This window comes from Eubacteriaceae bacterium ES3 (assembly GCA_030586155.1).
Taxonomy (GTDB): domain Bacteria; phylum Bacillota; class Clostridia; order Eubacteriales; family Eubacteriaceae; genus Acetobacterium.
Map to the genome: position 1 here is coordinate 2686001 of CP130741.1, position 14263 is coordinate 2700263.

At 39.8% G+C, this 14263-nt stretch carries 15 protein-coding genes, 1 tRNA gene and 1 riboswitch; of the genes, 10 read left to right on the forward strand and 6 right to left on the reverse strand.

Annotated elements, in window-relative coordinates; all coding sequences use genetic code 11:
• Position 1: 1 nt before the first annotated feature.
• The 4 genes from Q5O24_12365 to Q5O24_12380 form a co-directional block, all read right to left on the reverse strand.
• Entirely contained in the window at positions 2 to 208 is a 207-nt protein-coding gene (locus Q5O24_12365; GenBank protein WKY47146.1) for a DNA-binding protein, read from the reverse strand.
• Entirely contained in the window at positions 209 to 2560 is a 2352-nt protein-coding gene (locus Q5O24_12370; protein ID WKY47147.1) for an FAD-dependent oxidoreductase, read from the reverse strand.
• A 14-nt stretch (positions 2561 to 2574) separates the two neighbouring features.
• On the reverse strand, positions 2575 to 3615 hold the full coding sequence (locus Q5O24_12375) for a molybdopterin-binding protein (GenBank protein ID WKY47148.1): 1041 nt from the start codon (positions 3613 to 3615) through the stop codon (positions 2575 to 2577).
• Positions 3616 to 4022: 407 nt separating this feature from the next.
• Positions 4023 to 4775: a folate family ECF transporter S component gene (locus Q5O24_12380; GenBank protein ID WKY47149.1), complete on the reverse strand. Its 753-nt coding sequence runs from the start codon at positions 4773 to 4775 to the stop codon at positions 4023 to 4025.
• Positions 4776 to 4821: 46 nt separating this feature from the next.
• Positions 4822 to 4914, reverse strand: a riboswitch (THF riboswitch).
• Positions 4915 to 5069: 155 nt separating this feature from the next.
• Here Q5O24_12380 and Q5O24_12385 point away from each other — a divergent pair.
• The gene (locus tag Q5O24_12385) at positions 5070 to 5405 is read left to right on the forward strand and encodes a rubredoxin (protein WKY47150.1); all 336 of its coding nucleotides are present in this window, start codon (positions 5070 to 5072) and stop codon (positions 5403 to 5405) included.
• Positions 5406 to 5459: 54 nt separating this feature from the next.
• A tRNA-Thr gene (locus Q5O24_12390) sits at positions 5460 to 5535 on the forward strand.
• 130 nt (positions 5536 to 5665) lie between these two features.
• Here the strand turns inward: Q5O24_12390 and Q5O24_12395 are convergent.
• Positions 5666 to 7051: a tyrosine-type recombinase/integrase gene (locus Q5O24_12395; protein WKY47151.1), complete on the reverse strand. Its 1386-nt coding sequence runs from the start codon at positions 7049 to 7051 to the stop codon at positions 5666 to 5668.
• A 12-nt stretch (positions 7052 to 7063) separates the two neighbouring features.
• Complete coding sequence (locus Q5O24_12400) at positions 7064 to 7837, reverse strand: helix-turn-helix transcriptional regulator (GenBank protein ID WKY47152.1); 774 nt, start codon at positions 7835 to 7837, stop codon at positions 7064 to 7066.
• Between the two features lie 148 nt (positions 7838 to 7985).
• Between Q5O24_12400 and Q5O24_12405 the strand changes: the two genes are divergently transcribed.
• The 8 genes from Q5O24_12405 to Q5O24_12440 all read left to right on the forward strand — a co-directional run bounded on the left by Q5O24_12405 (position 7986) and on the right by Q5O24_12440 (position 13935).
• A complete protein-coding gene (locus Q5O24_12405) occupies positions 7986 to 8165 on the forward strand; it encodes a hypothetical protein (protein ID WKY47153.1) in 180 nt (59 codons plus the stop codon).
• A 1-nt stretch (position 8166) separates the two neighbouring features.
• Positions 8167 to 8454, forward strand: a complete 288-nt coding sequence (locus Q5O24_12410; protein WKY47154.1) for a helix-turn-helix domain-containing protein — start codon at positions 8167 to 8169, stop codon at positions 8452 to 8454.
• A 41-nt stretch (positions 8455 to 8495) separates the two neighbouring features.
• On the forward strand, positions 8496 to 10946 hold the full coding sequence (locus Q5O24_12415) for a phage/plasmid primase, P4 family (protein WKY47155.1): 2451 nt from the start codon (positions 8496 to 8498) through the stop codon (positions 10944 to 10946).
• A gap of 228 nt (positions 10947 to 11174) precedes the next feature.
• A complete protein-coding gene (locus Q5O24_12420; protein ID WKY47156.1) occupies positions 11175 to 11345 on the forward strand; it encodes a hypothetical protein in 171 nt (56 codons plus the stop codon).
• A gap of 19 nt (positions 11346 to 11364) precedes the next feature.
• Positions 11365 to 11601 carry a hypothetical protein gene (locus Q5O24_12425; GenBank protein WKY47157.1) on the forward strand — a complete coding sequence of 79 codons (237 nt, stop codon included), beginning with the start codon at positions 11365 to 11367 and terminating at the stop codon, positions 11599 to 11601.
• A complete protein-coding gene (locus Q5O24_12430) occupies positions 11598 to 12233 on the forward strand; it encodes a hypothetical protein (GenBank protein WKY47158.1) in 636 nt (211 codons plus the stop codon). Before Q5O24_12425 ends, Q5O24_12430 begins: the two co-directional genes overlap by 4 nt.
• 29 nt (positions 12234 to 12262) lie before the next feature.
• On the forward strand, positions 12263 to 12673 hold the full coding sequence (locus Q5O24_12435; GenBank protein WKY47159.1) for a hypothetical protein: 411 nt from the start codon (positions 12263 to 12265) through the stop codon (positions 12671 to 12673).
• 473 nt (positions 12674 to 13146) lie between these two features.
• Positions 13147 to 13935 carry a sigma-70 family RNA polymerase sigma factor gene (locus tag Q5O24_12440; GenBank protein WKY47160.1) on the forward strand — a complete coding sequence of 263 codons (789 nt, stop codon included), beginning with the start codon at positions 13147 to 13149 and terminating at the stop codon, positions 13933 to 13935.
• Positions 13936 to 14263: the final 328 nt, after the last annotated feature.

The following is a 14263-nucleotide window of genomic DNA, read 5'->3' on the forward strand; positions in this document are numbered from 1 at the left end:
CTTACTTATCCTCCAGACTTTTCTCCACTTCCAGCATTTTACCCATTGCCAGTGCTTCATCAATTAAAACCATCTTGCATTTCGGGCATTTTAACAGTTCCACTTCGAAAGAGCCCTCCAGGTAATTCACTTTTGTTTTTTCCATCACCAGAGTTTCCTTACATTTTCCACATTTCCAGTTTCCGGCACTATTAATCTCGCTGTTCATTTAATCCTCCACCACTTCCATTCGGTGACTGTATGTATTGACAAGTTCAATTAGCTGATCTGCTATTTTATACTGCGCCCAAAACGTAACCTCGTCAAGTCTCAAACGGGAAAGGTATTCATCCTTTTCATCATCATAAAAATATTCATTATTCTCGATGGCATTAAGAATAACCGATTCCAGATCTTCTCTAAGAATGTAGCGTTTTTCCATTATATCCGAAACACTTTCTTCGATCTTCAAGTTTTCCATTCGTGATTCTCCCTCCAGAGTTTCACTCCAGATGTTTTTGCACAGGTTTATTTTAAGACTTGCACGATTTTCATGACGAGCTGACAAGGTGGGATTTTTTCTCAATGCCAGAACTTCCGGATCCCCGCCATATATGAGATCTAGTATATGAAAGGTTCTCTGCCCCTCGGATACCATCTGATCCTTACACATGGCGCAGTAGACCAATAGAGCCCCTTGTGATTCCAACATTCGATCTTTGATAAAATCTTTTGCCTGGTCAGAATTAGCATAAGATACCAGACCACCATAGCCACAGCATTTAGTATTTTCTTTATGATACGGAAGTTCCTTAACTGCATACCCCAGTTTATTAGCGATATTTCTAATGTTCTGATGAATATTTGCCTGATTTCTGGTTGCACAGGCATCATGAACAAAAATTTCCGGACGACCAGGACGAACCTTTGGCTGTGGAAGTCCATATTGGTCATATATTTCCCAGAGTGAGACAGTTTTAATTTGCGGCAGATATTTTTCAAAGACTGCCATACAACTTGAACAGGCCAAAATAAAGGTTGGTTCACCCATTTCCTCCCAGACCGTCCGTATCCTTTCTATATTTTCATCAGCCAGAACCTTTCTCCCTGCCCAATCAGCCGGAGCACCGCAACAGCCAAGAAAGAGTCCAACATCATCCTGAGTCCCCTTATCCTTAATGCTGGCAACCAGATAACGATAAATGTCTTCGATATACTGATGATGAGAAGCCGACAGTTGACAACCGGGATAAAACAGAAAGCCGGTTTTTCCAGTCCCCTTATAAAGTCCTCTGATATAAGGATCAAAATTAACCTGGGGATAAAAAAACAAGTCTTTATTGCTCTCCTTATCAGGTTGCTTTTTGACCAGCCAGAAACGGTCACTGTTGGAAAATTTCATATCTTTCAGGGCGAAGTCGTGGGCTGACAAAGGCATTTTTTTACGTGCAACCATACTTTCGCGAGTTTCATGAATAATATCTTTCATACTGATATCAAGAAAACAGGCTTCTTTGCACAAACCGCATTCAGTACAGGAGTTAATCATCTGATTGGCATAGTGGGTACCGAGGATAATACGCTCATTCTGGTTAATCTGACGAATATAAGCATCAGGCGTCATCTCAAATCGCTGCATGTGAACACAAGCTTTAATACAGGCATCACACTGACATTTTAAACAGCGTCCAGCCTCTTGTGTTGCCTCTTCCTCTGTGAATGCTGAACCCACGGGCTCAACAGCCTCAATTACAGAGAAATCTTTGGTTTCATATTTTAGCGGTGTTTCAAATACCCCCTCACGCTCTCTTGACGCCATCATCGATACATTACCGATAAAACGATCCAGCGAGACTGCAGCACGACGGCCAGTGCTGATTCTCTGAATGACTGAATCTTTTTCTAAAATAAGCATTCCTCCAGCAAAAATCCTGGAGTCACCGACCTGAAAAGTCTGCTGATTGATATCCAGTGATTCGTGCCACTCACCCGTCCCCAGATAAACTCCGTCGTATTCACTGAGCAGCTCAGTCAAATCTTTAATCTGAGTATTCAGTTTAACTTTAAATTTAGTGGTATCAAAGATTTTCAAACTTTCTGCAATCTCTTCAAAACACAGCTGGTTTCCTTCAAATTGCCAGAAGCCACCTCCCAAGCGATCGCTTTTCTCACAAATTGTCACCTGGTACCCTTTGCTTGATAAATCCAAGGCGGCGACCAGGCCAGATATTCCACCGCCAATTACCGCAACCTTCCCTTTTACTCGGGTAACAGGGAGCTTTTTTTTCTTAGGTGCCGTGCCATAAGTCAGAACAGCTTTCTCAATCTCACCAATCTGCAAAGCCCCCCCCTTTTCATTTCGAACACAGGACTTTTCACAGGGATGATCGCAAATTTTTCCAACCAGCTTTATTAAAGGCATTTTTTTTTCAAGCAGTCCGTAAGCTGCGTTGTAATCCCCTTTTTCTACTGCTTTCATCATCCCAATTACATCCACGTGAATAGGACAGGCTGCAAAACATGCTGGTGGTTCACTCCTAATACACTTTTCTCCAATTGACAGCAAATGTTCCAGATCCATTGCATCACCCTCGATTATCGACCGAACCCGCAGTTCGGGAATACACAGGTTTCACATTCCAGACATACTCCACCATGTCCCAGTCTTATAATATCCATTCTTGAAACTGGATCGTTAGCCAATAAACGGGGTATGATCAAATCAAAAATTGTCCTTCTGGCATACATAACACATCCCGGTAACCCGACGATTGGAATCTGTTCAAGAGATCCCGGCAGCTGATCCAGATAACCTAACATAAACATAGCACCAGGTAGTGTAGGAGCCCCATAAGTAATAATTTTAGCCCCAGTATTTCTAATCCCAACCGGCGTTACATCATCAGGATCCACCGACATCCCGCCGGTGCAGGTAATCAATGTCGCTCCCATATCGATTAGTTTGAAAATAGCTTCAGTAATCATATCAGCATTATCATTGGCAAAAATCTGACCGACCACTTCACAACCCAGTTCGTCAAATTTACTGCGAATTACCGGCCCAAATTTGTCTTCAATGCGTTTGTAAAATACCTCACTGCCCGTCGTCACAATCCCAATTTTAAACGGCTGAAGGGGCATTACTTTAATAACTGGCCCCTTTTCGCGACACAGCAATTCCATTTTTTCAATATTTTTCACATTGGTAATTAGGGGAATAATCCGTGTTCCGCCAATCACCATCCCTGCTTCAACCAGGCGGTTTCCGTGAATGGTTGATGCCATCAAATCTTCAATACCATTTATTTGATCCAGTAAGTCAACATCGATTTTTAATAATCCCGCCTCTTTGGCAATCAATTTGACCTTTCCTTCAGCTGGTTCAGTAAGTTTAATCCCTTCACCTATTAAAGCTTTCGCCATTCTCTCAGCAGCATCATTTTCATGAATATCATCTTCCGAATATTCAATAATACCAATATGTTCTTTTCCCATATTGAGTAATTGAGGCACATCTTCACTGCTAATCATATGACCTTTCTTAAACCGGGGCCCCTTAAATTCTCCTGGTAAAATCTGGGTCATATCATGAGCCAGCAACATTCCGATCGCATCCTGAACAGGTACAATTTTCATAGTTGTCTCCTTTTGATTCATCATTTAGCAAGCGTAAAGGATTTCATTTCTCTTAATCGTAGCCTAACAGGCAGGCGATTTAACCGCTCATTTATTACACTTTATTTCATTATAAACTTTACTATTTTAAAAGTCGAATTGTTCACGCCATATTTTTGTTGCTTAAATATATTATGCGTCTATTTAATATTGATTTAAATTATATTAAATAACTTTTATTTAATTTTATTCATTTATATGGATTAGTCGTTCATTTAACGAACACAAGTGAGAATCCAGCACATAAATCGCACTAGTATAAAAGCTGTATTTGCTTAAATTTGCAGATTAACAATAAAAAAACGAGAGCTGAAAATTCAAATACTTGAATCATCATTGCTCTCGCATATTTATTTGCCTACCTAAACTTATCGCATAAATTTAGGCAACATTTTTAATAAACTAACCAAAATTACCGTGTACACAGGAATCAAAAAGAAATTAGTTACAATTCTCGCGGGCAGAATTACCGCAACTGCCTGTCCATACAACACACTCAAGAAAATTGTGTTCAACATAATTGAGGTGATCAGTTGTGTCACACTAACCATAAATAGAATATGATCGACACGATATTCGCCTCCAAGATTCATTTTCTTGACGACGACAACCGGGAAAATCGCGAATGCCAGCATCAGTAAAGCGAACAGGATAACAAAGACCAGATTAACTGGCTCCCCAGCATACATGACTTGTCCTCCAGCAAAACTGAAACTCCCCGAAACCGCCAGCAGAATCATTGCAAACGCTACAAAACCAAGGTTAAACCACTCTAGAAATTTCACATCTTTTTTCTTTAGAAGCAGATAGAGAAAGCCAGGAATAAATCCAGTCAAGGCGCTTGCCAGCGTAAAACCAATAAAAAATGGTCCACCTGGTTTAATAATAAAACATAGAATATCAGAAATAAAACCAACAGCGAATCCGGCAACCGGTCCAAGTAATATTCCACTCAACATAATCGGCAAAGCAGTTAAGTTAAGTCTCAATGATGGAAAACCACCAAGCGGAATATAAACCTCAAACAGAATCTTCAGTACAATACTGAGGGCAATAAACAGGCCACAGTTGACAACTACCCGCGTTCTCGTGGCACTACCGACAAAAGCATTACTTTTCATTTTTCCTCCTTAAAGTAATGCTTCCGCAACCTACAATCTTCATTGTAACAGCGGAAGCGACAAGGTACCGCATTTGAGATATTTCGTTTAAAGGCAACTTCCCATCCTTTAACACTTCACGCACCTTGTCTACTCTGAATTAAATTTTCGATTCATTCTACCATGTATCGAAAACGCTAACAAGGATAAAATATTAACAGAATATTAGCCAAACAATGATAATTTTAAAAAATATGGGTAAATAAAATACCATAATGTAAATTTAATCTATGGAACAAACAGGAGGAGAAAATCATGAAAAAATTGTGGCGTTGTAATGTATGCGGTTATAAGATGGAAGGTGCCGAAGCACCTGAGAAATGTCCAAAATGTGGAGCCCCTCACGACCAGTTTACAGCTTTATCTGATGAAGAGGCTAAAAAAGTATATGATTCCTATGTATCCAATGATATTCACATGGAAATTATTACCTTAGCTGAAAAAATTATTCATCTTGCCCGTGAAGGCGAAGAAATCAATCTTGACCCGGGATGTTTGCATATTTTTAAGAAAGCGCAAGAAGATTCTTATGTTCTAAAAGAAATGTGCAAAGCCGAAATTGCTGGACATATTTCTAAAGGAAAGTGGTAAAAAAAGATTGAACTGAACTAATCGTTTGTGTTATCATATGTCAGTAAGTTTTCTGCTGACGTGGCACAGTTGGTAGCGCAACTGATTCGTAATCAGTAGGTCGGGGGTTCGATTCCCCCCGTTAGCTCCAGAAGAAAACGCATAAGACCGCCTTTTATGGGTTGTCTTTTTTATTTGGCTGGTTGTGGGAGAGGGTGAAAAACCCGTAGTTGGGGACAGTTTGGGGACACTTTTCGAAAAAGTTAAAGCCCCGTAGTAAATTACAAGGCTTTTGATGGGTTCTTTATTAAGATGTTTTCTAGCGCATCACTGGCCTTTGCATCGGCTGCATTAATGGCATGGGTGTAAATATTTCCGGTCGTTGACAAGTCAGCGTGTCCCAGTCTAGACGATACTGTTTTTAAGTCCACACCATTAGCAATTAATAAAGTTGCATTGGTGTGTCTGAGCGAGTGCATATGTACCGGCTTCAAATTATGCTTATTGGTGAATTTCTTCAAATATCCCCCGATAGTGTCCAGGTTCATGGGTTCCCCGTTCCATTTGGTAAAGATGTAATCATGATCGTTCCACCGGTCCCCGACCTTGATCCGTTCTTCCAGTTGCCACACCTTATAGGCTTTCAGTAACTCAAAGATGAAATCTGGAAGCTTAATAGACCTGATTGATTTAAAAGTTTTGGGGTCGCCCTCAAAGATGCCTTTACCGGGTACATACTTTAAAGCCCGTCTGACAGAAATGATTTTACCCTGATCGTCAATATCCGACCATTTCAAGCCCACAATCTCACCCCGTCTTAAACCACTGAATATCAAGAGATTAACGGCCAGCTTATACTTTATTGGTTCCTCTTCCAGAAGCTCCAGAAACTTTAAGGCCTCTTTGTCATCCATGTAAACCGGTTCCTTGCGTTGTGTCTTAGGAAGCTCCACCCGCTTTTCTATTGGGTTAAAAGGGATCACACCCCATCTGACAGCGGTATTCATGATGTTATTGAGTAACCTGTGGTAATGAAGCACTGTGTCATTGGTTACTTCCCTTTGTGGACTGACAGACTCGAAGAGGATTTCAAAATCTTCCCCAATGGCCACCGCTATTTTACTAGCCACTGCATAGGTGGTATTGCTACCCTTTTTAATCCGTCTGAGCGTATCATCATTAATCCCGGCTTTACCTGATATATCCTTTTGCTTCAGATCCTTAACGATAGCCAGATATTCCGGGGTAGCCTTGAATTTCTCCCCACCCTTGTGGCTGATACTGCTTTTAATGGTAGCGTAAAAGTCTTGCACCATCTTAGGGGTGATCTTTCCTATTTTCTGGTGACCCAACACCTCCACAATCTTTATTGATAGATCCTGATAACCCTTGATCGTTACCGGGGAGAGGTCTTTATTCCCCACGTAATCCCGGAACCAGATCTCAATAAAATCAATCAGTTTAATATTGCTGTCCATGACGTAACCCAGGTTACATTGTTGCTCAAACTCCACCGCTACCCTGTCCAGTTCTTTCTTTAATTTGGTAGGGCTTAATCCCTCTGGAGGCTTATAGGTCATATATTGCTTGATTCTTTTGCCGTTTACATCAAACCCACCGGAAACAACGATTCTGTAAGAGTTGCCTCTTTTTTCTATGTTTGCCATGGTTATTCCTCCTTATTCAAAATTAATTGAATATATCCGAGGTTTGGTTTCTATAAATCTTTTTTTCAATTCTTTTAATGCATCCCCAACCTCTGATATAAAAACTTGCTCTACCAGTTTATAAGCTTCAACTTCCCTTTTTGCAGTCACATTTTTTTGCACTGTGCTTTTAAACTCACCTTCTTTTTTTATCGTTTCCCCAGTAATATATAACTTTTCGTCTGATATTGAAGCCGAAAAATAATCCTCAATAATCTTTAATAATGGTGTATGGTTGTTTTTCCACTCTAAATATTCATTATCCAGTTTTCCCCGTCTTGCCTCAAGTTCTTCATATTCATCTTCATCTGCGGAAACATCATCTAATTGGCATTCTACACCACAAAGATAGTTTTCTTCAGCTTCAAAATACAATGGTTTTTCCTGTTCAATCAGATAATCAACGACCGGTATAAGTGATTCACTAAGAGTAAATTCGTTATAGGTTATTAACATATCAACTGAATAATCACTTAACCCCGTTTTCTCACTAATTGCCTTAACATCCAGATCAAAACTTTGAACCTCACTTAAACCTAATAGGTAATCAGCTGACACCTGAAAATAATCACAGATCCTATAAAGTGAATTCATGTCCGGTGTCCTCTTCCCAGTTGCGTACAGGCTTATAGCCTGCCTTGTCACGCCAATACCATCGGATGCTTCAGCCTGTGTTATTCCTCTTTCCTTCATCAAATTACTAAACCGTTCTTGAAAAACACTGTCTACCGTTGTTGTATTATCCATGTTTACCACCCCTTCAATTATCTATTTGTTGCTTTTTAAGTTATTCGTTGCTTATTTGTTGTTTATTGCACTATTTGTTGCTATAATTATATCAAGGTATCGAATTGTTTGCAAGCGCAACAACAAATTTAAATAGGAGGAAAAACTCATGAAAAACAAAGAAATCAAAGAAACACTGAAAAAGGCTAAAATCTTCCAATGGCAGGTTGCCGAATCCTTGGGGATTGGAGAAACCGCCCTTTCCCGGATGATGCGCCATGAACTGCCAGAAGAGGATAAGAAGCAGATCATTGAAGCCATTGAGGAACTTAAAAAGGAGGCGGTATAGTATGACAATTCCCAGAATGCGCACAGTCCCCGAATCAGCAGCATTATTAAAAGAAATGGATGAAAACACATCTTTAACACAATGTGCCATTAGGCGGTTAGTTGTGGAAGGAAAAATAAAGAGCGTAAAAGCCGGCAGAAAGCATCTAATTAATTTTGATGATTTAATCAGCTATTTAGCTAATCCTACCCCTGTGGAAGTCCCAGAAGAGGCGGTACACGAGAGCGTTAATACTATCGGTGTAGATCGTATGGACGAGTATAAAAAAAGAATTGGGCTGACTAAATGACAGTGATAAAAGGACATAATGGAAGAGGTGAAAAAGACTGAATGACAATACAGTTTGAGAATATACCAAAAGACTTAACGGCATTGCATCAATGGGTGTTAAGACGGGGCAAAGTCCCAGTTAATCCCCACAATGGGTATAATGCCAAAGCTGGCGATCCATCGACATGGGGGACTTTTAACCAGTGTGGAGCTGCTTTAATGCAGGCAGACTGCAAGTATGACGGAATCGGCTTTCAATTCAATGACAATGGTATTGTGGGCATAGACATTGACCATTGCATTGATGAACAAGGGATTGTATCAGAAGAGGCTTTAAAAATCGTCAATAAGCTGGACAGTTATACAGAAATAAGCCCCTCTGGGACTGGACTCCATCTATTCGTATACGGGGACATTCCCAAAAACAGTAAAAAAGGCATTGAGCTTTACAAAAACGGTAGGTATTTTACCGTAACCGGTAATGTGTTTGGAGAATTAAAGCCAATCCAACACCGGGAAAAAGAAATAAAGGCCTTGTATGACAAAGAAAATCCGCCTGATGAAAAAACACCCATAAAACAGAACGTGGATAAGCCCATAAAACCCGACTTATCAGCTGACAAAATTATTGATTTAATCAGAGCATCCAAACAGGCTGATAAATTTAATAAATTATACGCTGGTGATCTCAGCGACTATATAAATCCTGACACCGGGGAAACTGACCACAGCAGTGGTGATTTTGCTTTATGCAGTATCCTTGCTTTCTGGTGTGGCGGTGATACTGGCATGATGGATCAAATTTTTAGAACGTCTGGCCTGATGCGTGATAAATGGGACAGGAAAGAAAGCACTTTTGGGACTTATGGCAATCGTACTATTAATGAAGCGGTGAGTACAACCACATCATTTTATAGCCCGCCTGATGAATACAGCATCACCTTTGCAGAAACCGAAAATAATGAAGATCTTTTCACTCAAGACAGCTATTTTATTGCTTCCCAGAAAAGCGGTCGCCGTCAATATAATTTAGACCGGATTTATAAATTGGATATGATTAAGCCTGAAATATACTATACCTGGGATGATAAGGGTTTTGGTGGTTTATTTGCCTATTTCTACAAAGATAACCTCCGGTACAACACCACCGCTAAAAGCTGGATGTATTATGACGGCAAGGTCTGGAAAGAGGATACCGGGGGAATGTTTGCTGCCAGATGTGGTAAAGATTTAGCAACTCACCTAAACCGCTATGCGTGGAAAATTCAAGACAATGACACCAAAGAAGCCTATGTAAAAGAAACGGCTAAACTTGGAAAGAAATCAAACAGAGAATCAATGATTTCAGATGCCAGAGATTTTTATTTCATCACTAATGAGGATTTAGACAAAGACATTTTTACCTTTAATTGTCTAAACGGAACCCTTAATTTAAAAACATTTGAATTCAAAGACCACAGCCCTGATGATTTATTATCTAAAATCAGTAATGTAATATATAACCCGGATGCCAAAAGCCCGGAATTCGAACAATTTCTCGATGATGTCATGATGGGTGATACTGAAAAAATAAGATTCCTGCAAAAGCTTTTAGGGCATTCCCTAACCGGTGAGGTAAAACTTGAAACTTGTTTCATGTTGTATGGAGCAACAACCAGAAACGGCAAAAGTACCCTCGTAGAAACATTTGCTTATATGCTGGGGAGTTCAAACGGTTATTCCCGCAATATGAAGCCTGAAACACTGGCTCTTAAGAAAAACAATGATTCAAGACAGGCCAGCGGTGACATTGCCAGACTAAACGGATGTCGTTTCCTAAATGTGGCAGAACCACCTAAACGGATGGTGTTTGATGTGGCTCTATTAAAAACACTATTGGGGCGTGACACCATTACAGCCAGACATTTATATCAGGCTGAATTTGAGTTTGTCCCGATATTCAAATTATTTATAAACACAAACTTTTTACCACTGGTCACTGATGACACACTATTTTCAAGTGGAAGGATCAACGTCATTACATTTGATCGTCATTTTGAGCCAGAAGAACAGGATAAAGGCCTAAAAGACCGTTTAATACAACAATCAAATATCAGCGGTTTATTAAACTGGTGCATTGAAGGGCTAAAGCTTTTCTATGAAGAGGGCGCCGAACCACCTGAAACCGTACAAAATGCCACTGGAGAATATCGATCTAACAGCGATAAGATCGGGTCTTTTCTGTGTGAATGTATGGTCATTTCCACAGAAAACTCTAAGGCCAAAGATGTTTATGATTTATATCAGATCTGGTGTAATAACAATGGCTATGGGACAGAAAATAAAAGTAATTTTTTCTCTGAACTAAAAGCCAAAGGACTTTTTGCCAATAGCGGAACTGTTGAAGGAAAAACAGTCAGAAATGTTGTAGTCGGTATGGTCGCAGGTGATGAAGAAACCCTCGCAACAGTTGGACTTTCCCCGGTCATCTCCACACCAGCACAGTATGATTTTAGAGCCAGTTCATTCTAAATGTGCAAAATATGCAAAAAATATGTTAACTTTCTAGAATAATATATAAAGAGAAATACATTTTCTGGAAAAGTCTCATAAAAAATACACATTTTGCACAATGGCTTATTAAAGGGTTTTGCAGGTGTGGTAATTTATTAAACACGACTAAATTTAGAGAGTTTTCTTAAAAAACCTTAAATAAGTTCTTAAGGAAAATTAAGAAAAGTCAGAAAAGAGGTATTGAAAATGACGTATACAATAAAGTTTAGAATTGAGGAATTCATTGAACTAAGAGAACATTTAAAAGGTATTTTAGACTATCCGGCAGATGCTGAAATGATAGCAGTTGAGATTTTGAAAGCTGATTATCTTAGCCGCTTGCAAGATAAATTCTTAAAACAGGAACGGGAATATTAAAACTTAGGAGGAAAATAAAATGCTATTAAACAATCCAGAACTACAGGCAAAAGCCAGGAAGATATCAGAACAAAAAAGAGTCGATGCAATGAAGGAAACTGTGGAGGACTATTACTTAATGGACATCGTCATTAAAGAGGCTGGAGGCCTACCCTATGTAGGCTTTGAATATTCGCAGATGATCGCTGATTTGCTGAAAGTCGCACAGTTGAAGCAGATCAACGAAACCATAGCCGGGTTGGAGTCATTAACATGAGACTACTTGAAACCCACCAAAACCCACCAAAACCAGATTATGACCGGATTTATATAAATGCTTTTGCCCGGTGTGCCCTTGAATTAGAGAATAACCCAGATGATCGGGACAGCCTGAAGAGGTCAATCTATTATCTGGTGAAATACCTTAATTGCATCCCTAAAGCCGCTAATTACAATGAACTTCAATCACAGAACGTTTTTATTCAGACGGTAAATTATATGATTGGCAAGCTATCACCGGCTGAATTTATGACCATATTCCCTATTACTAAAACCTATGGCGGTGAACGGTATGAAATGAAAGATTATTTTTACACCATGGAGAAGATTAAAGAGCATGGTCTTAATAAGCCTATCGGGGATGAAGAGGCAGTAACATCTTTCCTGTGGGATTATGTGAATATAGAGGTTAGGCTTTTCATGGTGCGATATATGGAGATTATCAGCCGGTTTAGTGAATTCCACACTGGTAAAAGCACATTAGAGCGGTTCATAGAGAATGAGGGGCTTGATTTACCTATATACCGGCAATATGAAGACGAAAACGGCAATTCTTATCTGGTGGATGGTAATGGGCGATCGGTACCGGTTGTAAAGAAGTTCCCGGATTATATTAAATTACTCCACTAAAAACAAACAAACAATTTACGAGGTAAAACATGAAAAATCGAAGAGGTGCACCCAAAGGAAATAAGAACGCTGCTGGCCATGGTGCACCTTGTGGGAATAAAAATGCTAAAGGTTACGGTGCTCCTGTTGGCAATAGTAATGCGCTAAAAACGGGCATACATGAGCATATAGACCCGGCAACACTTCCATATGATGAACGATGCCTCTTCTATAATTTGGTCAAACTATACCGGAATCAGGAAACAGCGGAAACCGTTTTTAAGTATATCCGGGCAATGTCCACAAAGCAAATAACCAGGATCAACCCGGACGGTACGGAAACAGTGAAGCCCATCCCTTACAAAACCATGGGTTATTATTGTTTTAATAGTCCTCTGGCTTATGCTCATATCATGCTGTGGAAGTATCATCAATGGGTGTTTATGGAGCCAGATGATTAAAAGAAGTATCCTGACGCCCTAAAAAAGGGCTATTGCGAGAAATGCGAGTCCCTAAAGGGAGAACATCGCATTATAAACGTTAGTCCCTAAAAGGGAAATACTAACATTTTATCGGTCTGTTAAAGTACACCCTGCAATGTTGGCAAATGTAGGCGGATGCTTTTAGAAAATAGTACAAATGATACACTATAAAAAAAGAGACACTGCAAATTATTAAATCCTCTTCAGATGCTAACAAATGCTAATGTCAAGGTTGAAACGCTATTACTCGAAGAGGTTAACATTTGTAAACAATTTGCGATTAATATCAGTTTTTCGACACTATAAAAGAACCTGAAAAAACCTGACATTCAAAACAATTATGACCATAAAAAAATACCGCCCAACACCTGAATATTAAGCGGTTTTGACTATTGAACCTTAAAGAATACTGTTAATCAAATTATACCATAATCTTTAAGGGGGTTCAATTGATGACTAATGAAGAGCTTGTAAAATCCTATCAGAACGGCGATAAGCAGGCAATGGATAGGATTGTGGAGAATAACAAGGGGTTAGTATTCATGGTGGTTAATCGCTACATGGATAACCTTGACAAGTCCTACCTTGAACGTGACGATCTGGAACAGCTGGGAATTATCGGTCTGATGGAAGCAGTAAAAGGGTTCGATCATTCCAAAGGGTTTAAGTTCTCGTCTTATGCCAGTACCGCCATTATGGGATATATCACCAGAGGCTTAAGGGTTTCCACACCATGGGAGAAGCGCAGCGATTCCAGCAGTAGAATGTGTAATCTTATCAGTGCCAATGAAATGATACCGGGTACAGAGGATCTAACCTATTTGGATTCCATTGACGATCCAGAAGCTGAATGTGCTTTTGAAGATATGCTAAACCAGGTGGACAATGACATACTGGCCAGAGAGATCAACGCCACCATGGACCGGGTATTTAGTGTAGGCGAGAGAGAAAGAAAAGCCCTAGAATTGCGTTATGGACTGAATGACTATCCAGTGCATACACTAAAAGAAATCGGGGCAGTATTCAATGTTACCATTGAGCGATCCCGGGGGCTGGTGAACAAGGGCTTATTGCGCATACGAAACTCTAGGGCGGGTCTTGAACTAAAACGCAAGTATATTGTAGAATTTGGTCTTGCACCTCGCATTGAGCGTTTAACTAGATTGGAATACAAAGACCCAGCTACCTACACCGAAAGTGTTGAAGAATTGCGACAAAGATTATACACACTATTGAAGTAGTTCCCCCCGGTGTGGAAAAAATCAGCATTCAAAATTAATTTTTGTCATTCGGCAGGGTGCAAGACATTTTATATTTTCCTCGCGCGCATGAGGGGTTTAGTCGTTCCCCCCTGAAATCAGAACGAATAATTACCACAGAACACCGGCGGTCAACCTCCAATTGGTGCACAGGCTCACGTGTAACCCCCCCCACCCTTGAAATGATAATTCTTACCTTAAAAACATTGGGTGGGGCTTCCTCTTCCAACTATACGATTGTGGAAAATATTTTTTTTGACGGGTTATTTAAGCCATTCGTATTCTAAAGGGTATAAGTATAGAGTTTTAA